The sequence below is a fragment of the Paenibacillus sp. FW126-R14 genome (genome assembly GCF_058789495.1).
The window spans coordinates 97748-122669 of sequence record NZ_JBYTBS010000005.1; the positions used below are offsets into that span (position 1 = coordinate 97748).

23 protein-coding genes and 1 other RNA gene are annotated in these 24922 nt (G+C 46.7%); 15 read left to right on the plus strand and 9 right to left on the minus strand.

Annotated elements, in window-relative coordinates; all coding sequences use genetic code 11:
- Window positions 1-21 precede the first annotated feature (21 nt).
- Window positions 22-558: a DUF4178 domain-containing protein gene (locus AC3WRW_RS05095; protein WP_492545274.1), complete on the minus strand. Its 537-nt coding sequence runs from the start codon at window positions 556-558 to the stop codon at window positions 22-24.
- 292 nt (window positions 559-850) lie between these two features.
- Between AC3WRW_RS05095 and cshA the strand changes: the two genes are divergently transcribed.
- The 3 genes from cshA (at window position 851) to ssrS (ending at window position 3707) form a co-directional block, all read left to right on the plus strand.
- The gene (gene cshA, locus AC3WRW_RS05100; protein ID WP_492545275.1) at window positions 851-2452 is read left to right on the plus strand and encodes a degradosome RNA helicase CshA; all 1602 of its coding nucleotides are present in this window, start codon (window positions 851-853) and stop codon (window positions 2450-2452) included.
- A 246-nt stretch (window positions 2453-2698) separates the two neighbouring features.
- Window positions 2699-3475 carry a YesL family protein gene (locus tag AC3WRW_RS05105; protein ID WP_492545395.1) on the plus strand — a complete coding sequence of 259 codons (777 nt, stop codon included), beginning with the start codon at window positions 2699-2701 and terminating at the stop codon, window positions 3473-3475.
- Window positions 3476-3525: 50 nt separating this feature from the next.
- Window positions 3526-3707: non-coding RNA, 6S RNA (gene ssrS, locus AC3WRW_RS05110), on the plus strand.
- 69 nt (window positions 3708-3776) lie between these two features.
- Here the strand turns inward: ssrS and xylB are convergent.
- Complete coding sequence (xylB, locus tag AC3WRW_RS05115; protein WP_492545276.1) at window positions 3777-5309, minus strand: xylulokinase; 1533 nt, start codon at window positions 5307-5309, stop codon at window positions 3777-3779.
- Window positions 5310-5474: 165 nt separating this feature from the next.
- Entirely contained in the window at window positions 5475-5999 is a 525-nt protein-coding gene (locus AC3WRW_RS05120) for a GNAT family N-acetyltransferase (RefSeq protein WP_492545277.1), read from the minus strand.
- 126 nt (window positions 6000-6125) lie between these two features.
- On the opposite strand from AC3WRW_RS05120, the gene AC3WRW_RS05125 reads away from it, so the two are divergent.
- Together AC3WRW_RS05125 and AC3WRW_RS05130 are read left to right on the plus strand one after the other, a co-directional pair.
- Window positions 6126-7475 (plus strand): Nramp family divalent metal transporter, encoded by a 1350-nt coding sequence (locus tag AC3WRW_RS05125; RefSeq protein ID WP_492545278.1) that lies wholly within the window; start codon window positions 6126-6128, stop codon window positions 7473-7475.
- A 144-nt stretch (window positions 7476-7619) separates the two neighbouring features.
- The gene (locus tag AC3WRW_RS05130; protein ID WP_171683616.1) at window positions 7620-8009 is read left to right on the plus strand and encodes a DUF1499 domain-containing protein; all 390 of its coding nucleotides are present in this window, start codon (window positions 7620-7622) and stop codon (window positions 8007-8009) included.
- A gap of 47 nt (window positions 8010-8056) precedes the next feature.
- Here the strand turns inward: AC3WRW_RS05130 and tpx are convergent, their stop codons facing one another.
- Complete coding sequence (tpx, locus tag AC3WRW_RS05135) at window positions 8057-8575, minus strand: thiol peroxidase (protein WP_171683615.1); 519 nt, start codon at window positions 8573-8575, stop codon at window positions 8057-8059.
- Window positions 8576-8736: 161 nt separating this feature from the next.
- Between tpx and gltC the strand changes: the two genes are divergently transcribed.
- Window positions 8737-9621 carry a glutamate biosynthesis transcriptional regulator GltC gene (gene gltC / locus AC3WRW_RS05140; RefSeq protein WP_492545279.1) on the plus strand — a complete coding sequence of 295 codons (885 nt, stop codon included), beginning with the start codon at window positions 8737-8739 and terminating at the stop codon, window positions 9619-9621.
- Between the two features lie 53 nt (window positions 9622-9674).
- On the opposite strand, the gene AC3WRW_RS05145 is transcribed toward gltC, so the two are convergent.
- The gene (locus AC3WRW_RS05145) at window positions 9675-10367 is read right to left on the minus strand and encodes a zinc metallopeptidase (RefSeq protein WP_492545280.1); all 693 of its coding nucleotides are present in this window, start codon (window positions 10365-10367) and stop codon (window positions 9675-9677) included.
- 28 nt (window positions 10368-10395) lie between these two features.
- Window positions 10396-10836: a MerR family transcriptional regulator gene (locus AC3WRW_RS05150; protein WP_492545281.1), complete on the minus strand. Its 441-nt coding sequence runs from the start codon at window positions 10834-10836 to the stop codon at window positions 10396-10398.
- 309 nt (window positions 10837-11145) lie between these two features.
- Between AC3WRW_RS05150 and AC3WRW_RS05155 the strand changes: the two genes are divergently transcribed.
- Genes AC3WRW_RS05155 through AC3WRW_RS05165 form a run of 3 tightly spaced genes read left to right on the plus strand, consistent with a single transcriptional unit; the run spans window position 11146 to window position 14429 of the window.
- A complete protein-coding gene (locus AC3WRW_RS05155) occupies window positions 11146-12531 on the plus strand; it encodes an ammonium transporter (RefSeq protein ID WP_492545282.1) in 1386 nt (461 codons plus the stop codon).
- 38 nt (window positions 12532-12569) lie between these two features.
- Window positions 12570-13652 carry a DUF294 nucleotidyltransferase-like domain-containing protein gene (locus tag AC3WRW_RS05160; RefSeq protein ID WP_492545283.1) on the plus strand — a complete coding sequence of 361 codons (1083 nt, stop codon included), beginning with the start codon at window positions 12570-12572 and terminating at the stop codon, window positions 13650-13652.
- A 42-nt stretch (window positions 13653-13694) separates the two neighbouring features.
- Window positions 13695-14429: an exonuclease domain-containing protein gene (locus tag AC3WRW_RS05165; protein ID WP_492545284.1), complete on the plus strand. Its 735-nt coding sequence runs from the start codon at window positions 13695-13697 to the stop codon at window positions 14427-14429.
- Here AC3WRW_RS05165 and AC3WRW_RS05170 read toward each other — a convergent pair.
- Together AC3WRW_RS05170 and AC3WRW_RS05175 are read right to left on the minus strand one after the other, a co-directional pair.
- A complete protein-coding gene (locus tag AC3WRW_RS05170) occupies window positions 14423-14851 on the minus strand; it encodes a M67 family metallopeptidase (protein ID WP_492545285.1) in 429 nt (142 codons plus the stop codon). The genes AC3WRW_RS05165 and AC3WRW_RS05170 overlap by 7 nt on opposite strands.
- Window positions 14852-14900: 49 nt before the next feature.
- Complete coding sequence (locus tag AC3WRW_RS05175) at window positions 14901-16145, minus strand: MFS transporter (protein ID WP_492545396.1); 1245 nt, start codon at window positions 16143-16145, stop codon at window positions 14901-14903.
- Window positions 16146-16336: 191 nt separating this feature from the next.
- On the opposite strand from AC3WRW_RS05175, the gene AC3WRW_RS05180 reads away from it, so the two are divergent.
- The gene (locus AC3WRW_RS05180) at window positions 16337-16870 is read left to right on the plus strand and encodes a TlpA family protein disulfide reductase (protein WP_492545286.1); all 534 of its coding nucleotides are present in this window, start codon (window positions 16337-16339) and stop codon (window positions 16868-16870) included.
- Between the two features lie 59 nt (window positions 16871-16929).
- On the opposite strand, the gene cimA is transcribed toward AC3WRW_RS05180, so the two are convergent.
- The gene (gene cimA / locus AC3WRW_RS05185) at window positions 16930-18549 is read right to left on the minus strand and encodes a citramalate synthase (RefSeq protein ID WP_492545287.1); all 1620 of its coding nucleotides are present in this window, start codon (window positions 18547-18549) and stop codon (window positions 16930-16932) included.
- A 214-nt stretch (window positions 18550-18763) separates the two neighbouring features.
- Between cimA and AC3WRW_RS05190 the strand changes: the two genes are divergently transcribed.
- From AC3WRW_RS05190 to AC3WRW_RS05210, 5 genes are all read left to right on the plus strand, one after another.
- Window positions 18764-20065 carry a DNA polymerase IV gene (locus AC3WRW_RS05190; protein ID WP_492545288.1) on the plus strand — a complete coding sequence of 434 codons (1302 nt, stop codon included), beginning with the start codon at window positions 18764-18766 and terminating at the stop codon, window positions 20063-20065.
- Between the two features lie 7 nt (window positions 20066-20072).
- Window positions 20073-20579, plus strand: a complete 507-nt coding sequence (gene mobB, locus AC3WRW_RS05195; protein WP_492545289.1) for a molybdopterin-guanine dinucleotide biosynthesis protein B — start codon at window positions 20073-20075, stop codon at window positions 20577-20579.
- 66 nt (window positions 20580-20645) lie between these two features.
- Window positions 20646-20879 carry a ferredoxin gene (locus AC3WRW_RS05200; RefSeq protein WP_029193460.1) on the plus strand — a complete coding sequence of 78 codons (234 nt, stop codon included), beginning with the start codon at window positions 20646-20648 and terminating at the stop codon, window positions 20877-20879.
- Between the two features lie 142 nt (window positions 20880-21021).
- Window positions 21022-22869, plus strand: a complete 1848-nt coding sequence (locus AC3WRW_RS05205; protein ID WP_492545290.1) for a CHASE2 domain-containing protein — start codon at window positions 21022-21024, stop codon at window positions 22867-22869.
- Between the two features lie 26 nt (window positions 22870-22895).
- Entirely contained in the window at window positions 22896-24917 is a 2022-nt protein-coding gene (locus AC3WRW_RS05210) for a FecR domain-containing protein (RefSeq protein ID WP_492545291.1), read from the plus strand.
- Window positions 24918-24922: the final 5 nt, after the last annotated feature.

Consider the following 24922-nt stretch of genomic DNA (forward strand, 5'->3'; position numbering starts at 1 on the left):
CTAAATGATAACATAGGTCGTTTAAGGCGTCGATTTTAAAAATTTGATCTGATTCCCTGGCGTGCGCTCGCCTTCAAGGGCGATAAACTTGCCATCCTGCCATTGCAGGAAGAAATATTTGCGATCAGGGCCGAAATAGCGCCAAAAAATAATATCGTCTCCGCTGCGGAAATCGGTATTTCCTTCTGTCCGCGTAACATCATTGCGGTGGAACTCCAGATCGAATGTCACATCGCCGTCTAATTCAAGGCGGGTCGGGACGTCATTGGGATCGTCGAGAGCCCCTTCGATAAAGCTGCAAAGGAAACAATCGTAGGTGCGTCCTTTTTCCACAATCAGACACTGAATATTTTTGCCGCTTTGCAAATAATAGGCGTAACGGTGCGGAGCGAAACCGCGGTCGAAATAAACGACTTTACCGGATACAACGTATTCCTCTAAATCTACATTTACAATATCCCCAACCTTGGTATCCTCAAGCGGATTGCCAGCGGGGCTTGCATCCGGCACTTGTTTCTGGCTTCGTAGAATGTTGCTTACACGTTTGAAAATGGACATTGAAAAACTCTCCTCTGTTCCGAATGTTGTTCTACCATGTAATACGCTTAGCTTATGCGGAAGGTTTCGTTCTCATCATACGTTCTCTTAATGAAAGCAGCCTCTGGTATTGTGCATATAACTTGTGCTATAATATTTTAGATGTTCTTAAGGGCGGCCCATTGGATCATGTAAGATGATGAATCGATATGTTATCCACCAAGAAACTATAGACACGGATAGGAAGTCGTACTTAAGGGTAAAAAAGATACAAGGCATTAGCCTGCCCTGTACAAAAGGAGATTGAATTTATTTGAAAACATTTCAGGAGTTTGGTTTAGAGCCGGCTATTCTACGCGCAGTAACGGAGATGGGGTTTGAAGAATCCACACCGATTCAAGAGAAAACAATTCCGTTAGCGATGGAAGGCCGTGATTTAATCGGTCAAGCACAAACAGGTACTGGTAAAACAGCAGCTTTCGGTATTCCGTTGATCCACAAAATTAATATGAAAGAAGAGCGGATTTCTGCTCTTATTATGTGTCCAACACGGGAACTTGCCATTCAGGTTGCGGAAGAGATTGAAAAGCTCGGCCGTTTCAAAGGCATCCGTTCCTTACCGATCTACGGTGGACAGGATATTGTAAAACAAATTCGCGCTCTCAAAAAGAAACCGCAAATCATCATCGGTACGCCTGGTCGTTTGCTTGATCACATCAACCGCAAAACGATTAAACTTGATGATGTTCAAACAGTCATTCTGGATGAAGCGGATGAAATGCTGGACATGGGCTTCATGGATGATATCCAATCCATCTTGAAGCTCGTTCCGGAAGAGCGTCACACGATGCTGTTCTCTGCAACAATGCCGACGAACATTCAACGATTGGCGCAACAATTCCTGCGCAATCCTGAGCATGTATCGGTTATCCCGAAACAAGTCAGCGCTCCATTGATCGATCAAGCGTATATCGAACTGCACGAGAAGCAAAAATTTGAAGCATTAAGCCGTTTGCTTGATATGGAAGCTCCGGAACTGGCTATCATCTTCGGACGTACGAAACGCCGCGTTGATGAATTAGCGGAAGCTTTGCAAAAAAGAGGCTATGCTGCTGAAGGCTTGCACGGGGACTTGTCCCAAAATCAACGCGATAATGTCATGAGAAAATTCCGTGACGGAAGCATCGATGTGCTCGTAGCAACGGATGTCGCGGCTCGCGGTCTTGACGTTTCCGGCGTAACGCACGTTATCAACTTTGACCTTCCGCAAGATCCGGAAAGCTACGTTCACCGTATCGGTCGTACAGGCCGTGCCGGCAAAGAAGGTACAGCTTGGACATTTGTAACGCCAAGAGAGATCGATCACCTGCACTTCATCGAGAAAGTGACTCGCCACAAAATCAGCAAGAAGCCACTGCCTAGCTTGGCTGAAGCGATCGAAGGCAAACAAAAAATGACAGCTGAACGTATTCTTGATGTGCTTCAGAACGATGCGCAATCCGAATTCAAAGGTTTGGCTATTCAAATGCTTGAGCAATATGATTCCGTAAACTTGCTGGCAGCGGCTATGAAGCTTCTGACAGGCGACAAAAAAGAAATGACAATCGAATTGACACCGGAAGATCCAATCCGCGCTAGAAAGAAAAAATTCGACGTGCGCAGCTCAGGCCGACGCGTTGGCGGCGGATACGGTTCAGGATCAGGAGATCGTCGTCAAGGCGGTTACGGTTCCGGCGGCAACTCCAATTCCCGTTACCCGCGTAAAGATGGCGGCAGAGATTACGGTTCAAACAGAGAAGGCGGAGAAGGACGCAGCTCCTCTTCCAGAAACCGCGAATACGGAAGCAACAATCCGGGCAACCGCGATCGTTCAAGAGCTCCTCGTAAAAGCGAAGACACACTAGTGAATAAATAAGGGGTTAACCCCACGATAATAAAGGCGGAGATCCTTGAGGGATCTTCGCCTTTTTACATAGAACGGCCTGACGTCTACCTATATGTTCAAAAATAAGCTATAATTAAAGCATAGTTGGCAAGACGAGCTGTTTGAGAACGCGTAGCTAATCAACGTAGAAAGTTTCCTGAAGGAAACGCTAAGGAGGAAGCGGTTTTGGAGTTTAGAGGAGTTATGGGAGGACTTTACAAGATATCAGAATGGATCATGCGTTTATCGGTGATTAATCTGTTGTGGATGTTGTGTTCGATTCCGGTTTTCTTTTTTGCTTTTATGGGGTTGGTAAGTACAACACCAGACGGGTTGAAAGCCATGCTGCCGATCATTGCTATTTTGGCACCGTTTACTTTATTCCCGGCGACTACGGCTATGTTTGCCGTTGCCAGGAAATGGGTTACTGGAGAAGAAGATGTTCCTCTGCTCAAAACATTTTTCCGCGGATATAAAGAGAATTACGTACAGAGCATGGTTGGCGGCATTTTCTTTGTCATCATCTTCGTCATCATCAGCGTGAACTACTTCTTTTATTTGAAGCAAGGCAGTTCACTTCGAATATTGGCCGTTTTATTCATTGCTTTCACGGTCATTATGATTATTGCCTTATTCAATTTCTTCTCGATCATGGTTCATTTGCACATGAAGATTATCCAAATTCTAAAAAATTCCGTCTTGATCTCCATTGGAAACCCAATCAACTCCATCGTTTTATTGCTTTGTAATGGGGCGATTTTCTACATTTGTTTAACGAAATTCAACTTCTTCCTCGTTGTTTTCTTTATGGGAAGCATTATGGCGACTTTCTCATTCTGGCAGTTTAACCGCAGTTTCACCAAGCTGCAAATTAAGCAGCAAGAGCTGGAAGAGAAGGAACAACAAAGGCTTGCGGAAGCTGAAGAGGCGGAAAATCACAGCAATGAAGATGAGACTGAACACGTAGATTCTGCCATCGACTTGCATAAAAAAGAGGAAAAAGATAAAGAATAAACCTACCAGTTGATAATCAACCGGTACAGCATTATAATAAGAAATACAAAAGAATCCTGCGATGTACGTAACGGTTTTAAGTTGTTTTAAACCAATGACTGTTTCTAGGGAGACCTATATCGAAGTGTGGCTGACATGCCCTCGAAAGGGGACCTCAAATACACTTCTGCGGACACCCACCTGCGAGAGCGGGTTTGAAGCACAGAAACCGGACGGCATAAGCGGGTTTCTTTGCGTTTTTATGCAAATAAAGCGGCTGAGCAGGGGAGACCTGTTCAACCGCTTTTTCAGTTTTTAAAAATTAGGAATGACCGGCAAGATCGCTTAACTGGTGGAACGTATGTTGAAGCGTGCCGTACAGACCGCGGTAAATTTGATAATAAGCCTCATATTTACTTTGATTATCGGCATTTGGCTCCACACGGTCCGTGACCTGAATCCATTTCTCGCAAAGGGAAGTGATATCTTCCCCTAGAACGCCGGAAGCCGCCATGATCGCAGCGCCATACGCCGGGCCGTCCGTGGAGTTGACCGTGACGACAGGGATGCCGAAGATGTCGGCGATCATTTGGCGCCAGAACGGGCTTCTGGCGCCGCCTCCGTTCACGCGAAGCTCGGTCACTTCGACACCGGATTCCCGGATTAATTGAAGGGAGTCGCGAAGCCCGAACGTAATGCCCTCTAGAACGGCGCGGGTAAGATGAGCCTTGCCGTGTCTGAGATTGAGCCCGATGAACGCACCGCGGGCTTTGGGGTCCGGGTGCGGCGTCCGCTCGCCGGACAAATAAGGCAAGAACAGCAAGCCTTCGCTTCCTAACGGTGCGGCGGATGCTTCGGATGTCAAGATTTCGTAGACATCCTTGCCTTCTTGCTGCGCACGCCCCTGCTCCTCGTGCGCGAAGTGGTTGCGCCACCACTGGAACGAGCCGCCGGCGGCCAGCATAACGCCCATGCGGTGCCACTTGCCTGGCACCCCGTGACAGAACGAATGAAGCCTGAATGCTTCATCTACTTGATAGGTGTCGTCGTGAACAAAGACGACACCGGACGTGCCGAGCGCCACCGACGCGATGCCTTGGCGGACGACGCCAACGCCAACGGCGCCGCATGCTTGGTCGCCGCCGCCGGCGACGATCGGCGTGCCTGCGGCCAGGCCGGTCAGCGCGGCTGCTTCCGGCAGCAGGTGCCCGGCTACGTCGCCGGATTCAAAGAGCGGCGGCAGCCACTCCAGCGGGATCTCCAGCCGCTCGGCGACGGTCTGCGACCAGCTGCGGTGGGCGACATCAAGCAGCAGCGTGCCGCTTGCGTCGGCCATGTCCATGCCGAACGCGCCCGTTAGGCGCAGCCTGATGTAGTCCTTCGGCAGCAGCAGATGCCGAACGCGCGCGTAGTTCTCCGGCTCATGCTGCCGGAGCCAAATGACTTTGGGCGCGGTGAAGCCGGTCAGCGCCCGGTTGCCTGTCAGTCGGCCGAGTTCGGCTTCGCCGACGGTCGACTCGATGTAGGCGCACTGCTCCGCGGTGCGCTGATCGCACCAGAGCAGCGCAGGTCGGATGACCTGCTGCGCCTCGTCAAGGAAGACAGAGCCGTGCATCTGTCCGGAGAAGCCAATCCCCGCGACCTCGGTGCCGGCGATGTTTGTCTTGGACAGGAGAGCGCTGATGCCTTGGATGGTGGCGTTCCACCAATCCTCGGGATGCTGCTCGGCCCAACCGGGATGAGGCTGTTGAAGCGGATACTCGACGCTGTGGCTGCCGATGACAGCCCCCGTGCCATCCACAAGAATGCATTTAACTGCAGAAGTTCCTAAATCTAAGCCCATGAAATACGACATAAGAATTCACCCTTTGTTGATGATATTTGAAATATGATCTTGGTTAGTCTTTGTTTGTTTAATAAATATACAAAGATGACATATTTACTATATTCGCACGAAAAGGATAAATTCCTTCTTTTCGAAGGATGATTTTTTGCTGCTATCGGCAATCTTATTCCCACATCAAATGCATCTCATGCCACTGGACCCCTCCATGCTCGGATGCTGACGGGCGAGGTACCAAAATCCATGTTTTTCATAAAATGATATCAAATGCGCTTCGCACATTAAAACAATGCCCTTTAATCCTTCTTCTTTGGCTTTCCGGATTATCTCCTGAAGGAGATTCGTGGCGACGCCTTTTCGTTGATAGTGCGGATGTACGGCAATTGTTAACAAACAAAAGTAGCTTCCGTTAACATCATACTCGACGCCTTGTTTTATGCTCTCATCAGAGAGATCTTTATGATTCAGCCTCACCCCATTTGCTACGCCGACGATTGGATGTCCGGAATCAGTCTCAGTTTCAGCCACAAGAAAATAAGATCCAAACACTTGTTTTCTCATTTGAAAAGCTTCCAAGGTAGCCGCGGATTCTTTCGTATATACCGTTAGTTCAATGTCATGAGCTTCGTGCAGCTCTCGATTATCTGCAATAGGCCGAATATTCATCAATGGCGGTGCTCCTTCTTGTTGAGTTTTTCCCATGGGAAAATTTATTTCGTATGCACATAAGTGTTTGCCTATAGCATAGTATAGGTTTATATAGTATAATTCTAAATAAAAAGTTTCCTTAGGACAACATTATTGGTCTTACGAAAGAAGGGAATAGATATGGAAGTAGCTTATAAAGAATCTGAACAGGAACGAAAAGGCTGGAAAAGAAAATCTTCGATGCCCAGCTTGCCTGAAGTTCATCAAAGTATGCAAGTGCCTAAGAAAGCAGGATTTTTCCGGAAATTGCTTGCTTTCGTTGGTCCTGGTTATCTGGTAGCGGTAGGGTATATGGATCCTGGAAACTGGGCGACATCCCTGGAAGGGGGTTCGCAGTTTGGATATACGCTCTTGTCTGTGATCTTAATTTCAAACTTGATGGCTGTTCTCCTGCAAGCTTTAGCCGGCCGTTTAGGCATTGTTACGGGACGTGACTTGGCGCAAGCTTGCCGCGATCATTATAGTAAGCCTGTATCGTTTGTGCTCTGGATTTTATGCGAATTAGCGATTGCCGCCTGTGATTTAGCTGAAGTCATCGGGGCAGCGATTGCCTTATATTTGTTGTTCGGAATTCCACTCATTTATGGTGTCGTTTTAACGTCCATCGATGTTCTGTTAGTTCTTATGCTGCAAAAAAAAGGCTTCCGCTATATAGAAGCAATGGTCATCAGTCTGATTGCCCTTATAACCTTTTGCTTCGTGATGGAATTGATTTTTTCGAGACCTGATTTTGCCGCTGTGGCATCGGGATTCATTCCTAGAACCGAAATTGTAACAAATCCTGCTATGCTATATATTGCTCTTGGTATATTGGGTGCGACAGTCATGCCTCATAATTTATATTTGCATTCTTCCATCGTTCAAACGCGTAAAATCGAACCGACCATTCAAGGCAAACGCGAAGCGATTAAATTCTCAACGATTGACTCTACCGTAGCTTTAACGCTGGCATTGTTCGTCAACGCGGCCATTCTCATACTTTCGGCAGCGGCCTTTCACTCGGCAGGCAAGGAAGTAACTGAAATTCAAGACGCTTATCATCTGCTGGGGCCAATGCTCGGTACTGGCGCCGCGAGTATTTTGTTTGCTGTCGCTTTGCTTGCTTCCGGGCAAAATTCAACCCTTACAGGCACTTTAGCCGGTCAGATCGTGATGGAAGGGTTCTTGAATATCAGGCTCTCGCCATGGCTTCGCCGTTTAATTACACGTATGATTGCAATTATCCCGGCAGTCATTGTGATTGGCATTTACGGAGACAGCGGTGCTACGGATTTGCTTATTTTGAGTCAGGTCATCTTGTCTCTGCAGCTTTCATTTGCCGTTATCCCGCTTGTTAAGTTTACATCGGACCGCAAGAAGATGGGTGAGCTTGTTGCGCCGAAGTGGATGGTTGTATTAAGTTGGTTTGTAGCGATATTAATTGCGATCCTGAATGCCTACTTGCTTTATGGCACGTTTTTCGGCAACTAATTAGTAAACTCTGGTAACGCAGGCGAAGTAATCCTATTGATTTCATTTTCCCTCTTTTTCTTATCACTAAACAATGGTAAGATAGAGAACAGTGTAGAGATGGCAAGCGGTCTAAATGCACTTCATTGAAGGGGGAAAAGGCTTTTGCTTAAGAGAACTTTAATCGGATTACTTCGCAGTCACGAAACGACCGGAGATAAAGCCAAAGATCCTTTGCTTAAAACAAGATACTATAAGCTTCCCAAAGATCAGGTATGGGAAGAGGTAACGGCCGTACTGAAGAAAACGCCGGGTTACAAGCTGCTCCACGAAGTTCAAAATGTAGGCGAGATTCTCGCGGAACGCAGAACAATGACAGGCCGAACACAAGATGTTACATTGACATTGTTTGCAATCAATCCCGTGAAAACTGCGGTGGACATTTATTCGGCATCCCGCGGTTCGATGGGGGATCTGGGCTCCAACTACCGTACGATCATAGATATTTATAAACAATTAGACCGTAAACTAGCTCAATATAAAATTGAAGGATAATAAAAACAGCAGGGAAGCATGGCCTCCTTGCTGTTTTATTTGTGTGATTAAACTAATTTTTTGACAGCTTCTACGGCTGCTTCGTAGTTAGGGTGAGCTGTCATTTCGCCCAAGTACTCTACGTATTGTACGGTATCGTTCGCATCGATGACGAAAATGGAACGCATATCAAGTTGAAGCTCTTTGATCAGTACGCCATATGCTTCGCCGAAGGATTTTGTTTTGTAATCGGACAAAGTGATTACTTTATCGATGCCGGCTGCGCCGCACCAGCGGGATTGTGCGAAAGGAAGATCCACGCTAATTGTCAGGACAGCGACATTGTCGCCAAGGCCGGCTGCTTCTTCGTTGAAGCGGCGAGTTTGTGCGTCGCAAACGCCTGTATCCAAAGATGGAACTACGCTGATGAGTTTTACTTTGCCGGCATAGTCTGCCAAAGTTACTTGAGTCATCAGATCTTTGTTCACAGTGAAGTTAGGTGCTTTGTCACCTACTTTAATTTCAGGTCCTACCAAGGTGATCGGATTACCTTTGAGAGTAGCAACACCAGTACGATCTTGTGCCATTTGAACAGTTCCTCCTTTAATTTCCATGCAAGATAACAACCTTGTTTATTATAAGCTTTTTGAACTTAGGTTGTCCAATTGATGCTGTGAGGCTATAATTTAGATGCATAAAAGGTTGGCAGATTCGTTATTCTGTAAGAAAAGTCGGAGGATTTATCCAAGTGGAATTAAGACAATTGCAGTATTTTGTGAAAGTGGCAAGGAAGCAGCATGTGACCCAAGCCGCGGAAGAATTGCATGTGGCACAGTCCGCTGTCAGCCGCCAAATTCATCTGCTGGAAGAGGAGCTTGGCGTTAATTTGTTTGCCCAAAAAGGAAGAAACCTGCATCTTACTTCGGTTGGCCATTTGTTCTTGAGCCGAATTGAGGGGATATTGACGGATTTGGAGCGTGCTGTTGGTGAAATGCATGAGTTTCTAGATCCGGAAGCCGGTGAAATTCGTATTGGGTTCCCGCATAGTTTAGTTATTAATTTGCTTCCCGCCGTGGTTGCGTCTTTTAAGAAAGATCACCCGAATGTTAAGTTTCGGCTGCGCCAAGGAACTTACGCGTCTTTGATACGCGACGTTACGAAGGGTGAAATTGATCTCGCTTTCATTTCGCCATTCCCAGAGACGCATGAACATGTGACAGGTGAAATCTTGCTGACGGAAGAGCTGTATGCGATTATCCCTACCAATCATATTCTTGCCGATTATACGTCAATTCGCCTAGAGCAGCTCAAGCATGAGAATTTCGTTATGTTTAGCGAAGAATACACGCTGCGTTCAATCGTCATGGAAGCTTGCTTGAAGGCGGGATTCATACCGAAAATCGAATTTGAAGGCGAAGAGACGGATACGATACGCGGTCTTGTTGCCGCGGGCATGGGGGTCAGTTTGCTTCCCTCCATGGCATTAATCGAAGGCGGGAAGATGCAGCCTGCCAAAATTCGCGTAACCGATCCGCAGGTGACCCGGACCGTTGGATTGATCAGCCGGAAAGGCGAGAAGCTTCCGTTAGTGGCTGAAGTGTTCAGACGGTTTCTGCATGAATATTTTCAATAAATAAAAGCTCTCCATGTGCGTGATCCACAGCACAATGGAGAGCTTTTCGCGTATTAATCGTTACTGTTGCGACCGCTGAAGATCATGATATATTTCAGCAGCTCAAGGACGGAGATTAAGGCTGCGGCCACGTACGTGAGTGCGGCTGCATTCAGAACTTTAGCGACTCCGCGTTCTTCTTGATTGGAGATGAAGCCCTCAGAGACCATCAGATCGCGGGCTCTTGAGCTGGCGTTAAACTCCACGGGCAATGTCACCAATTGGAAAGCGACAGCAGCTGCGAAAAAGATAATGCCAAGCCCCAGCAGCCATGGAATCTGTTGAAATAAGAAGCCGGCTAATATTAAGAAGGGTGCTACGCCTGATGCGAAATTAACCGCGGGGAACATGCGGTGTCTTGCGACGAGCATCGGATAATGAACTTTATGCTGGATCGCATGCCCGACTTCGTGACAGGCGACGGCAACGGCTGAGATGGAACTTTGGTAATAAACGGGCTCCGACAAGCGGACAACTCTGGCCATCGGGTCATAGTGGTCGGTTAACGTGCCTCGCACGGCTTCCACAGGGACATCGTAGAGCCCGTTGGCATCAAGCATACGGCGTGCTGCTTGGGCGCCTGTCATGCCCGAGTAGACAGGGACATTTGACCATTTGTTAAATGTGCCCCGAACTCGAAACGAGGCCCACATCGAAAGAATAAATGCAATAATAATGAGATAATCCAATGGGTGAAAAAATAACATTTCACTCGCCTCCGTAATTCGTAATTCGTTATGAGAACGGATTTTTACCTAGAAGAACAATTAATGCTTCAATACATGCTGCAGTCGGCTGCGTCAGTATGCGATAAAGCTTCTTTAGCTGATTCGGCTTTAGCTGCTGGATGATAGGACCCAGCTCCTTAGCTTCCTTCATTAACTGTTCAAGATGAAGTTGAATGGATGTCAGCTTATCTCTCACCGTATCATCGGGGGACACCTTGCTCCATTGCTGCAAGTTTGCTTTGATCTCCTCTAGGGTATATTTCTCGTTCTTCATTGATTCAATACGTTTAAGTCGATTCAAAGTTTCATCGCTGTAAAGACGATAATTCGTATCGGATCTTTTTTCGGGCTCGATCAAGTTTAGCTTGGTGTAGTAATCAATGGTTCGAGAACTGACATCGGCAAGTTTGGCTAGTTCCCCGATTTTATAGAGCTTCTCATTCCCCATATTTCATTCACCTCTACTCCAATGTCATTTATGAACTTACTTCTATAATAATGATACCTGATTACAAACCATACAGTCAAACGTGATGCTTATCAAACCTGATGCTGATTAAACTTAAAGGGAGAATTCTTAACATTCTTCATGGCCTATGTGCGAAAACACGAATTATGCTTGTTTCATGTTAGGTTATTTTTCGCTTTTTTCAATTTATTAACGAAAATCCTATTGTCAAACCCATATAACCTGTATATAATGACATTAAGAGTTTCATTACATGTTATTTAATCTAACATTAAAGGAAGTGGTCGTATGATTAAGAAGTTGTTGTTAGCTTTCGGTGTCATGGCATTATTGTTTCCTACTCTCGCATTTGCTGCTGATGAAGCGACAATCCCCCAACTGCAAAGCGCAATCGATGCGGTTTGGGTCATGTTAGCCGCGATTTTGGTTATCTTCATGCAAGCCGGTTTTGCCTTGTTGGAAGCGGGGTCCACTAGAATGAAAAATGCCGGTCACGTAGCCGGTAAAACAATTTTGACTTTCGGATTATGCGCCATCGCTTTCTGGGCGGTAGGCTTCGGATTTGCTTTCGGTGACGGAAATGCTTTCTTCGGAACGACAGGATTCTTCGTTACAGGCTTGGAAGATCAAGCTTCGGCGGCATTCGGTGCCCTCTCCGCATCCGATGTGCCTATCGGCATCAAATTCTTGTTCCAACTCGCTTTCGCAGGCGTATCCTTAGCGATTGCCTGGGGCGGATTCGCAGAAAGAGCGAAGCTTCCGGTTTACTTTATCTTCGGAATTTTGTTCACCGTAGTCATTTATCCGATCGTTGCTCACTGGGTATGGGGCGGCGGCTGGTTGAGCAAGCTGGGCATGCAAGATTTCGCGGGTTCTACCGTCGTTCACTTGCAAGGTGCGACAGCGGCGCTTGTAGCTACGATCTTGTTAAAACCTCGTATTGGCAAATATAATAAAGATAAAACGCCAAACTTAATTCCCGGTCATAACCAAGTGTTATCTGTTCTAGGTGTTATCATTCTCTGGATCGGTTGGTTCGGATTTAACCCAGGAAGCACACTTAGTGCAATGGGAGACGGTTTCTTCGGTTACATCGCATTGACGACGAACATGGCTGCTGCGGCAGGCGGCGTTGCGGCATTGATCATTTCTTGGATGTACTTCGGCAAAGCTGATATTCCTAGCATGTTGAACGGGGTTCTCGCGGCGCTTGTTGCGATTACAGCAGCTTGTGCGTTCGTAGATACATGGGCGGCCATCGTTATCGGAGCTGTGGCAGGTATTGTAACATTCTTTACAGCACAATGGTTTGAAAAAGCAGGTGTCGACGATCCAATCTTCGCTTTCTCCGTACACGGTATCGCCGGTATCTGGGGTACTCTTTCCACGGGCTTGTTCGCTACGCCTGATTTATCGGCTAAAGTAGGTGTCGGTGGCGCAGGATTGTTCTACGGCGGCGGATTGCACCAATTAGGCATTCAAGCGCTTGGCGTTTTCGGAGCATTGGCGTTCGTACTTGTTCTTTCCTTCATTATCTTAGGAATTCTTAAAGCTACTGTAGGTCTTCGTGTAACAGAAGAAGAAGAAATCATCGGTCTGGACTTGTCTGAACATGGTTCATACGGTTATCCGGAACAAATGAAGAAAGCGGCTCAAAGCGGCGTGTCCGTTTAATATCACATAACTTTCTACTTTAGCAAAGGGGATGCAACATGAAACATCTCTCAATGGAACAGATCCTGGAGCGTATCTATTTATCGGAACAGTTCGATGAGATGCGAATCGCCAGAGATCAGGTGCATGAGATGTTTCGGGAGCATCTCCTTTTCGCTCATACGCCTGAATTAGGACGGCAAGTGAATGCCATTCATGATGCTTTCATTCAGAGAACAATCGAGCTGGCTGAACATATTTTGGAAGACGAGGGTTATGGGAAGCCTCCCGTGCCGTATGCTTTTCTTTTGTTCGGAAGCGGAGGACGAAGTGAGCAAACGCTCTGGAGCGATCAGGATAACGGGCTGGTTTACGGCGATAGCGGGGAACACACGGAGGAACAATTAGAAGCGTACTTCGTTAAATTGGTTGATTGCATTTTAGAAGGGCTGGATGCTCTGGGTTATCCGCCTTGTGAAGGCAATGTTATCTCCAGCAACAAACAATGGCGTAAGCCGTTAGCCGGATACCTCGATATGATGATGGGGTGGCTGCAAGAGCCTAATTGGGAAAATGTTCGCTATCTGCTTATTTTGGCGGATATGCGCTGTATTTACGGCGCACAGAGTTTGGCTGATCCCATTAAAAATGCATTTCTGGCCTATGTTCAGGAGCAACCGGACATTTTGGATTATTTATTATCGAATACGCTCCACCACAAAATATCTTTGGGTGTCTTCGGCCAACTCATTACCGAAAGGTATGGGGAAGACGCGGGTGGTTTTGATATCAAATATGGCGCTTATATTCCTATTGTAAATGGCATTCGGCTCCTAGCGATCCAGGCCGGGATTGCGCAATCTTCCACTTGGCAGCGAATAAAGCTGTTGAAGGATAGCTCGTTTATTGCTGAAGGGTTAGCGAACGAATGGTCGGAGGCTTTTGATATCGCGCTTAAACTAAGGGATTTGACGCCATTTCAACTGGAGAATGAGATGTATACGACCCGGGGGAAGCTTGGGGCAGATCAATTGACCAAAGAGATCAAACAGGAATTGAAACATTGTCTGCGCGCCGGGGCTGAATTGCAGAAATTTGTGAAAAAGTCGATTGTTTCACACAAAGAGAGAGAAAAAGGGTAGAAAAGTCGGAAGGCCAATTTCTTGTGCGGGAGGTGATTCGGAATGAAAGATATGCGCCCGGCCGGACGTATGTGGCAGCTGTACAAAATGGGAGGCTTAACGCCGGCGATCACCTCCATGTTCGATGTGCAAAGTGCGCAGCAGATGGCCTTTATTCGCTCTATGTTAAAAGAACAGCGGAAGGATTCCCTGTTTGAAATACCGCTGCACGCCATGGAAATTGTCGTTTTCGATTTGGAGACGACGGGATTTTCTCCGTATAACGGCGATGAAATTATTTCGTTCGGAGGGGTCTCTGTCATTGGCGGTGAAGTGCAAAAGGATCACACCTTTTATAGCATCGTAAACCCGAAGCGGAAAATTCCCGACGACATTGTTAAACTAACGGGGATTACGAATGAAATGGCTGCCGATGCTCCGGAACTGATCGGCGTTCTAAGCGATTTTCTGGAGTTTGTCCAGCAGCGCATCTTGGTTGCCCATGCAACCGGACATGACAAAAACTTTTTGAATTCCGCCCTCTGGCGCACCTCCAAGGTCAGCCTGTCCCATCGCGTTCTCGATACGATGATGGTTGCGAAGTTTTTGATGCCGAAGAGGAAAAATTTAAGCCTGGACGCTTTGCTTCATGCCTATGAAATTCCGGTTACACAACGTCACCATGCTCTCGAGGATTCCTTGATGACAGCGCAGCTTTGGTCAAGGTTCATGGAGGAAATTAAAGCGAAGAATGTAGATACATTAGGCGATCTATATGCCCTGTTAAGCCATCATTGACCGATTGCAAACTCCAGTTTGTGATAACCGGTCGGGGTGGCGTTTTTTATTTGGTACAGGTGAAGTTCGGGTTTATTCGTATGCTGCAAGGACAAGATCCAGTACGTGGGAATCGTATGCCAAAGGGTTTGCAGATCCATCTCGGACGGAACCGCGGGAGCTGACGGGTGAGAGTGGAACAACCCGATAACCGGATGATGGCGGTCTGTAAGAAAGGGAATCATCTCGACGGGATTTAGCTCGAAATGATTCCGGGGATTGTGGGAAATATTTCGAATGGGAACAAATGTTCTTGCTGAGAGAATATCCTTACTGCTTGGCAAAGGTTCCCCCAAAATAAGGCCGCAAGCTTCCTCTGGAAGCTTTTGCAGACTATGACTGAGCAGATGGTTGTAGAGCTCTTTTTGGAATTGAACGATCACTGGCGCCTGCACCTCTTTAAAGCTTGTAGCTTGGATTGAGGCTAGTATATCATGCTTTTTGTTTCAGTTCCTTATCCGGTTTAATGAAGAAGAATACGAGAGCCAGCATCAGGAGCGCCATGGCGGCTACCGCGATGAATAACGTTTTGTGCGACATATTCATGAGCCATCCGAATAAAGGCGGGCCGAAAGCTACGCCGATAAAGCGAAGGCTATTGTACATCGATGTGATCATGCCGCGCTGCTCGCGCTCCACAGAACCGGTAATCATGGTGTTTAAACAGGGAAGCAGGAGACCTGTTCCGATTCCGCTGAGTGAGAGCAAGCCGATGAATATATACAGATTCGTGTTGAGAAAGATGGCTAACGTTAAAGAAACAGTCATCAAGATCAGACCGATGTTCATTAACCATCGCATTAGCAGGCCGTTTTGCTTGATTTTGGCGCCGGTTGTATACGAGGTGATGACCATGCAGAGCAGAGGAATGGCCAGAACGAAGCCTTTGCGGACTCCGTCGATGTTGTAAGGCTTCTCTTCCAATATTTGCGATAAATAAAAGAGTACGCCGAAAAGAATGAACAGCGTAATCGATCCGGCGAAAAAGGCAGGGATAAGCCAGCGTCCTTTTTCTCGGAGTATATTCCCTATCTGCTTTAAGTAAACGCCGAGAGGATCGGCTTTCTTCTCGTTGGGCGGTTCTTTGATCATAAAAATGACGGCTAGCAAAGCTAATAAGCAAAAAACCGGAAATGCGAAAAAAGGCGCGAACCAGATCATCAAGGCAAGCAAAGAGCCTAAAATCGGGCTAACCACCTTGCCAGCCCCGTTGGAGGCTTCGATGAGCCCCAGAGCTTTGCTCGCGTCTCCTCCCTTATATAAATCCCCGACAAGGGCCATGGCTATAGGGGCGGTACCTGCTGCTCCAAGGCCTTGTATAGTGCGGGCGATAATAAGGATGGAGTAAGAGTTCCAAACGGCTGCGAAGCCTGCCAGAACCCCTGCAGCGCCATAGACGATAAGCGACGGTATGATAACTGATTTTCGAGTGAAGCGGTCGGACAAATAACCTGAAACAGGGATAATAATTCCTGCCGCGACAGAGAACAGTGTGATAACGAGCGAGCTTTGGAAGCGGGAGATGCCCATCTTTTCCTGTAAATCCGGTAAAATGGGGACTAGCATGGAATTACCCAAAACGAGAACTAAAGGGATGGTTGCTAGAGCAATGTACTCCCAAATGGAGCCTTTGGTCGACTGGCCGCCGGATTTGTTGCCTGCGCTTTTGCCGGACATGTCAGTGAATGGATGCTTGGTTCTGGATTTGGCATGAGATGTTGCGACTTTGTTCACTTTGGTGATTCCTCTCTGCATGATTGGTAGGCTTAACTTTCCCAATTAAAGAGAAAGCAATACTTGCAGACGAGGGGATGTTGGAAATTGGCCCGATTTGGAGATAATATAGACAGAGTGGAGGTGAAGACTTTTTGAAAAAGAATGTATTGGTGATCGTATTGGTCGTAGTCCTAGCCGGGATAGCAGTTTATCAAAATGCCCAGCGTCAAAATAAAGAGACATTGATGCCTACCGAACAAGCGCCCCAGGTGAATTACTTGGCCCCTTCCTTTACACTGACGGGTCTTGACGGGAACGCTTATACGATAGGCGGTCCGCGTGAGAAGCCGCTGCTCGTTAATTTTTGGGCGTCTTGGTGTGGTCCTTGTGAAGAAGAGGCGCCGGATCTTGTCAATGTCTACAACAAATATGAGGGACAGTTTGATCTGTATGCGGTGAATGTAACGCCTGGAGATAAAATGGAAAATATCAAGAAGTTTGTGGAAACGTATAAATATCCATTCCCGGTGCTTTTGGACAAGCAAGGGACGAATGCGGACACGTATCGTGTCGTTGCCATTCCAACGAGCTTCTTAATTGATAAAAATGGGGTTGTTCGCGAGGTAATTCACGTGCTTCCGCCCAAAGAGCTGGACAAGAAGATTGCGAATCTCATCAAAGGTTAACAAAAAAAGCTGCAATTTGGCCTCGCGGACCAAACTTTGCAGCTTTTTGTGCATGAAGATTAGTGATTGATCAAACCGAGCCGCTCGTTCTGCTCTTTGTTGGCCGGCTCAACGCGTTGTCGGCCGATGAGGGCATAACGCAAGCTATCCACAAGGGCATACCAGCTGGCTTCGATGATGTTGCTGGATACCCCGAGCGTGTTCCAGGTTGTGTTGAAATCCGTCGTTTCCATTAAGACGCGAACTTTACCCGCGGTAGCGCCTTTCTCGTCGAGGACACGTACTTTGTAGTCGGAAAGGTGGATATTCTTGATATCCGGGTAGTACTGGATGAGCGCTTTACGCAAGGCGTTATCCAAAGCATTGACAGGGCCGTTGCCTTCTGCCGCGGTATAGATCGTTTCGCCGTGCACTTTAACCTTGACGATGGCTTCGGAGACGACGGATTGATTCGCCGATTTCTCCACCAGCATTTTGAACGATTCTAAGGTGAAAATTTCTTCAAGTCCTTCGAAGGCTTCGCGCAGCAAAAGCTCCAGGGTGGCGTCAGCTCCCTCGAATTGGTAGCCTTGATGCTCGAGATCTTTAATCTTCTCGATGACTTCTTTGGTCTTCTGATGCTCTTTATTGAAGTCTAAGTTCAATTCCTGCGCTTTGACAAGCACATTGCTTTGGCCGGCAAGCTCTGAAACAAGAACCCGCTGCTTGTTGCCGACAAGCTCAGGCTTGGTGTGTTCATAGGTGCTGGCATCCTTCAGAATTGCAGAAACGTGAATGCCGCCTTTGTGGGCGAAAGCCGCATTTCCGACATAAGGCTGATTGATCGGCATATGCATGTTGGCGATTTCGCTAATATATCTCGATACCGGAGTTAACGATTTTAGTTGCTCATCGGTGATGACATGATAACCAAGCTTCAGCTGCAGGTTTGGAATAATCGAGCTCAAATTGGCGTTCCCGCAGCGCTCGCCGTAGCCGTTAATCGTACCTTGAACTTGTCCGGCGCCCGCTTGAACGGCGGCCAGACTGTTCGCTACGCCCAATTCGCAATCATTATGCGCATGAATGCCGACTGGTGTGGAAACATGCTGCTTAACCGCTGACACGATCGTTGTTACTTCGCTGGGCAGCGAGCCCCCGTTCGTATCGCAAAGCACGATCCAGTCGGCACCGGCATCCTGGGCTTTGCTGATCGTTTGCAGAGCGTATTCGGGATTGTTTTTGTAACCGTCAAAAAAATGCTCCGCGTCATAAATGACTTCTAAGCCGCAGCTTTTCAAATAAAGCACGGAGTCATAAATCATAGCCAGGTTTTCTTCTAGCGTCGTTTGAATGGCTGTATGAACGTGGAAGTCCCATGACTTCCCGAAGATGGTTGCTACCTGTGCGCCTGACTCTACAAGTCTGTTCAAATTAATGTCATCCGCAGCGATGGAATCTTTGCGTCTAGTGCTTCCGAAGGCGGTGATTTTCGCGTTGGTGAATTTCATGTCACGGACGCGCTCAAAGAATTCGATGTCTTTGCTGTTGCTGCCCGGCCAGCCGCCTTCAATATAATGAACCCCAAGTTCATCGAGCTTGCGGGCGATTTTAATTTTATCCTCTACGGATAGGCTGATGCCTTCTCCCTGGGTTCCGTCTCGTAATGTGGTGTCGAAGATTTTCACTGATGTTGGCATGGGTTCCTCCTTCAAAAGCTGGCAAAGTGACATGGGTGATTGTAGAAAAGCTAGTGTGTTTGCTTTAAAGCGCTAATGTATAATTTACGATTATATCATAATCTTACGGGTAAAGACATCATAACATCAAAAATGCGTTTGCTTGAAACATTATTTTTTTGTATGCTGAAAATGGCTCTAATCTAGGTCTTTTGAACACGGGAGGGATTGTGAAATGAGGAAAGTCGAGCATCACTATCCCAAACAAGGCAGAGTCATTTTGCATATCGATATGAATGCATTTTATTGTTCGGTGCATGAGGCGGTTGAGCCCGAGCTATATAAAGGAAAGCCGATTGCGGTCGCGGGCAGCGTCGAATTGCGCAGGGGAATTATTGTTACGTCCTCTTATGCCGCGCGCTCCGTTGGGATTAGGACAGGCATGCAGGTTAGACAGGCTGTGAAAATTTGCCCGGATTTGGTGCTTATCCGTCCGGATTTTGAATTGTACCGTAGTTTTTCCCGGCGTTTTATGCAAATTGTATATAGTTATTCGCCAATGGTCGAATCGATGTCAATTGATGAATGCTTCGTAGATATTACGGGCTCCAAGCAGTTCGGCACGCCTCTGGAAATCGCGGGGGCGATCCAACAACGGATTATGAACGAGCTTCAACTGCCCTGCTCCATTGGTGTAGCGCCTAATAAATTATTAGCTAAAATGGGCTCGGATATGAAGAAGCCAAACGGAATTTCTGTTTTGCGCTTGCGGGATGTACCCGCTGTCTTGTGGGACAAGCCGTGCAATTATTTATATGGAATCGGGAAAAAGACGGCTGAAAAGCTCACAAAGCTCGGCATTCACACGATAGGTCAACTGGCGGTTGGCGATGAGGCTTTGCTTAGCAAATTTTTCGGCGTGATGGGTCCGCACCTGAAACGATCGGCTAACGGCATCGACAACTCGCCTGTTAATCCCGAGCAGGAACAAAGCAAATCCATCGGTCATACGACCACGCTGCCGCGGGATTATATCGATCGAAAAGAGATCCACCGGGTTTTCTTAAATCTTGCGGATCAGGTAGCCAGAAGGCTTCGCAAGCAGGAATTGATGGCGTCCACCATTCAAATTACGATCCGCGATCCGGAAATGAGAACGATTACGCGATCCGTTACTTTGCCTACGCCGACAGAGCATATGGACGATATTTATCGAACTTCCTGTCAGCTCTACGATCACCAGTGGGACGATGGCAACCCTGTTCGTCTGTTGGGTATCACCCTGCAAAATTTGACCAGCAAGGAAGAAACGTTCGTGCAGCTTGATTTATTTGACTATGAGAAGCAGCCGAAGCGTGAAAGTCTGAATAAGATTATGGATGGACTGCGGGACAAGTTTGGGGAAAATGCGATTCTGACCGCAGGGATGATGAGCGACGATCCTTCCGCATTTATTAGAAATCATAAGGCGAGAGGGACTTCTCTGCAGATGGACCACTTAAAGAACAATCCGCTTCATAAAGAAGAGGAGAAGTGAGGAGCATATGGCACATTGCATGGGCTTTGCCGGCTATTCGGGCAGCGGCAAAACGACCCTGATCGCCAAGCTGGTTGTAGAAATGAAGCGCCGCGGCAAACAAGTGGCGGTAATTAAACATGATGCGCATGGACATTATAAAGAGGCGTCCGGCGCGGATTCTACAATTTTTGCGCAGTCCGGCGCAGAAGCCGTTGTGACGATCTCTCCGGAAGCCATTCATATTTACGAGAAAAGGCGGATGCCGGATTTGCAAGAACAGATCGAAGCTTTCGACCATTTGGATTATGTATTTGTTGAAGGATTTAAGAAGGAAAAGCATCCAAAGATCGCTGTATTTCGTACAATGGAGCAGAGTGCAATCATTCAAGCTCTGGGGCATGAGCCCGTAGCGATTGCATCGCATGTGGAGGTGCTAGATTCTTATTTTTCAACACTGCCAAGCCTTGATTTAGATGACATTGTCGCTCTAGCGGACTTTATTGAAAGGTATTTTAAGGGAGAACAATTTTAAGGTTTGAACTTTGTCCTCATTTATATTATATTTTACAATGAGGATAAATTGAGGAGGAGTTAAACTATGGCAAAGTATACATTCGTTGATAAAGATACTTGTATTGCTTGTGGCGCTTGCGGAGCTACAGCACCAGACATCTATGATTACGATGATGAAGGCTTGGCGGAAGTGATTTTTGATGGAGACGGCAACAAAGGGGTAACTGAAATTCCTGAAGATCTGTTCGATGATCTGCAAGATGCACAAGATGGCTGCCCTACAGACTCCATCAAAGTTGCGGATACACCTTTTAACTAATCATAAAAATGTCGAAAAAGCTCGGTTCCTGTCCAAGGGGCCGAGCTTTTTTTTGCTACAATTTGTATTTATTTGTAATCTTTCATTGCCAATTGTTTCCCTCCATCTTACAATGAAGCTAGTATACATAAGGGAGGCTCTTATGGGTAAAAAGAAATGGATCAAGTCGCTGGCAGCAGGACTTGTCCTCATGCTGTTATCGACATATTTCTACACGGTGAATTCGAGCGGATTATTTTATTTTGTCGAGGGGCCCCTTCAAGATGTTTTGCGTAAAGCGAAGTCAGTTGAAGAGCGTCAGCCCGAGGATCGAATCAAAATTATCAAGATTGATGAGAAGTCATTAAAAGCGATCGGGAAGTTCCCGTGGGACCGTACAACGTATGCGCAATTGATAGAAAAGCTGGAGCAATCCGGCGCAGCCGCTATCGGCATAGACGTGGTCTTGGCCGAACCTTCGAAAAACCCCGCCGACGATAAAGCTTTGGCTGATGTCTTGGCCAAGTATCAGAATATCATCCTGCCCGTCCAAATCAATTATCCCTCCAAACAACAGCAAGCAGGAGATTTGGTGCCTGAGAAAGTCGACTATCCAACTTCAACCTTAACAACCAACAGACAGCAAATGGCGCATATTAACGTATTTGTTGACAAGGATGGAAAGGCGCGCAAACTGCCTGTCGGGCTGCCGGACGAGAACGGATCTTACATTCCGGCATTCAGTGTCGCGCTTGCCAATCTAGTTCTTGACGACAAAGAGAAAGTTAAGAGAGACGACGCGACAGGTGAGTGGAAGCGCGGCAGCGCCGTTCTGCCAACGAATGAGAGAAATCAAGTAACGACCGAGTTTTTTACGCTGCCCAGACAGAAAGTAGATGCGGCTACCGGCTACGAAATGCTTTCGTTCGTGGATGTGTTGAATAGCAAAAATCCATTGCCTCTACAGGGAAGCATCGTGCTGGTTGGGCCTTTCGTCACAGCGATGCAGGATGAATATCCTACGCCTATCAGCTCCGTTAAGATGTTTGGAATTGAAATACATGCCAATATGATTCAAACATTGCTGGAAAGCAAATTTTACAAAGACATGAGCAAGACTGCCGGTATCGGCCTTATTCTTTTGGTTTCATTGATTGCTATTTTCTTATTTGAGAGATTCAGAGGGAAGACGGCGCTTCTTATTTTTATAGGGTTGTTTTTGCTCTATGGCGGCGTTTGGTTAACCTTCTATATTGCAGGGTCCATGTTTGCTCCGCTTGTATATCCGCAATTCGCTTTAGTTGCTATTTACATAGGGTCATTAGTGAGTCATTACTTAGAGGAACGCAAGGAGCGCAACCGGGTAACAGGGATTTTCGGAAGGTTTGTTTCCAAGTCCGTCGTCGATGAATTACTGCAGTCCGGTGAGGATGTTAAGCTTGGGGGCAGCCGGAAGGATATCTCCCTCATTTTCGTCGATATCCGCGGGTTTACCCCGATGTCTGAGCGGTTGGAGCCTGAGCAGGTTATCCAAGTGCTTAATGAATATTTGGACGTATGTACAAAAGCTATTTTCAAATTTAACGGAACCCTCGATAAGTTCATAGGCGACGGCGTCATGGCGATGTTCGGCGCTCCCATTGAGTATGACAATCATCCGGAAATGGCTGTTCGCGCAGCGATTGAGATGAAGTCGCAGGCAAATGTGCTGGAACAGAAATTGATCGAGAAGTACGGGATCGGCGTCAAGTTCGGACTCGGCATCAATAGCGGACCTGCCGTTGTCGGGAATATCGGGTCCGAGGATTTGCGATTGGACTACACGGCTATCGGGGATACGGTGAATTTGTCGGCGCGTTTGGAATCCAATGCCAAGCCCGGTCAAATTCTCATTAGCGAGCAGACTTATGAGCGTGTGAAAGACCTTTTTGTCATCGAGTCAATCGGCGAAATTAAGGTCAAAGGGAAAGAAAAACCCGTTGCTGTGTACGAAGTGATCGGGAATCTTTAAGGATGGAAACTGGGGAGGAAATCAAGATGTGGATGTCCAAGAAATCATTTGTCTCATTATGTTTAAGCCTGAGTTTGGTGCTCAGTTTAATTTCGGGACTGCTTGCTAAGCCGGCCGACGCCAAAACCGTTCGGGTGGCCGTTGTGGCGTCACTATCGGGAGAGGTAACCGTCAAAAAAGGCGGTGGTTCCCAATCGTACGATGCCTATGAAAATATGAGTCTAAATCAAGGAGATACCGTGTATACGGGGGCTAATTCTTCTGTGACGCTTAATTTGAGCAATGGGGATGCGGATGTAACTTTAGGCGAAAATGCCGAGATCAACGTGTCGGACCTGAATTCCGCTGACGGGAAAAAGAAATCGAAGCTGAAAGTATGGGCCGGTTCCATGTGGGTTAAGGTGAAGTCATTAGCTGGTTCTAATGATGAATTTGAAGTTGAAACGCCGACTGCCGTCATGGGAGTAAGGGGAACTCAGTTCTTTGTAATGGTTGATCCGGTGACAGGAAGCATCAAGATGGCCGTTGGAGCAGGGAAGGTTTCCGCATCGACCGTAACGATTGGCGAGGACTTTGAACAGAAGACGAGCATTACCTACTTGTACCCAACACAACAAATCTCGCTTGATTCCAGAGATGAAACACAAGATTTGTCGCTGAAAGTAGACTTCCTAAACCTGGATGATTTCATTAGCCAAGCTTCGCCGGAAGTCATTAGGGAATTCATTCTTAATAAAGCGGAAATCGATAAGGAAAACGATGAGTTTATTGCCAAGAAAGCGAAGGAGCTTGCGGAAGGCAAAGTAACCATTGATCCAAATCTGGTCATCAAGAGCAAAGAAGAGCTCGAAAAGGTGAAACAAAATTTCGATAATCTAATCGGAAATGTTGCCAAAAAAGCGCTAGCGGACAACAAGATCGACCGCTCGGCGATGGATAAACTGATCAATGAAACGAATAAGAAGATTTCCGAGCAAGGTAGAAAATTAGACTTAAGCACAGTCAAAGATTTAGATAAAACAGCGGGTATTGATGCGGAGAAAGAGAAAGCGAAGCAAGAGAAGTTGAAAAAGCTTGAAGCTGAGAAGTTGAAAAACAAGCTTGAGCGTGAGAAGAAAGAAGCTGAAGTTAAGAAGCAGCTGGAAGCGCAGATTAAATTGATTGAAGAGAAGAAAAAACAGCAAGATTCAGGATCGGGCGGATCGGGGTCAGATTCTTCGACGCCTTCGACGCCAACTACGCCGCCAACACTCAGTGTGGAAAGTCCAGTTATTGAAGAATCGCCTGCGAATGATGGCAGTATCTCCGCTACGCAAGTGATTACACTGGCAAATGGCACATTTGCTTCGGATATGAGCACGGGTGTTACGGTTAATCATCTACCGGCAGGATTGACTGCTTCAGTAACTCGAAACAGCAATACGAAGATTACGGTTGCTTTTAATGGAAATGCTATCGCACATACATCTGCCGATGATGTAACCAATGCTTCTGTTACGATCGCCAAAGAGAAAATTACTGGAGCGAACGCAGATGTAAATTCCGGTGAATTTAAAATCAAATTTAGGAATCCGGAAGCTCCAACGCCACGATTAAGCTTAAGCCATGGTGAAGTTAGCACCTCGGGTAATTTTCTACTGAATGTGAATTTAAGTGATTTCATTGGCGATAACTCCGTTTATGGGGTAGAGCTGCACGTAACTTATGGTCCGAATATTAATTTCAAAGCGAATTCATGGGGAAGCAACTCAGCTATCTTCGATGCAGCTTCAAGTGCGGATTACATTAAACAATTTCCGAGTGAAACACAGAATGAGCTTGTATATGCGGTAACTAACTTTGGCTCAGCGGCGAATATTGAAGTAAATGGGGAGAAAAATTTAGTTGCAATCCCTATGAATGGACGTTCTTTGCAAACAGGGACAGCTCCTTACACAATTAAAGTTGAGAAAGTGGTTATTATTCATAAAAATGGTTCTGACGTACAAAAAGTAGAGGTTGCCGGAAATTCTGAAATCATCGTGAATTTGCCTGATCTCAGGGTTTAATCTTC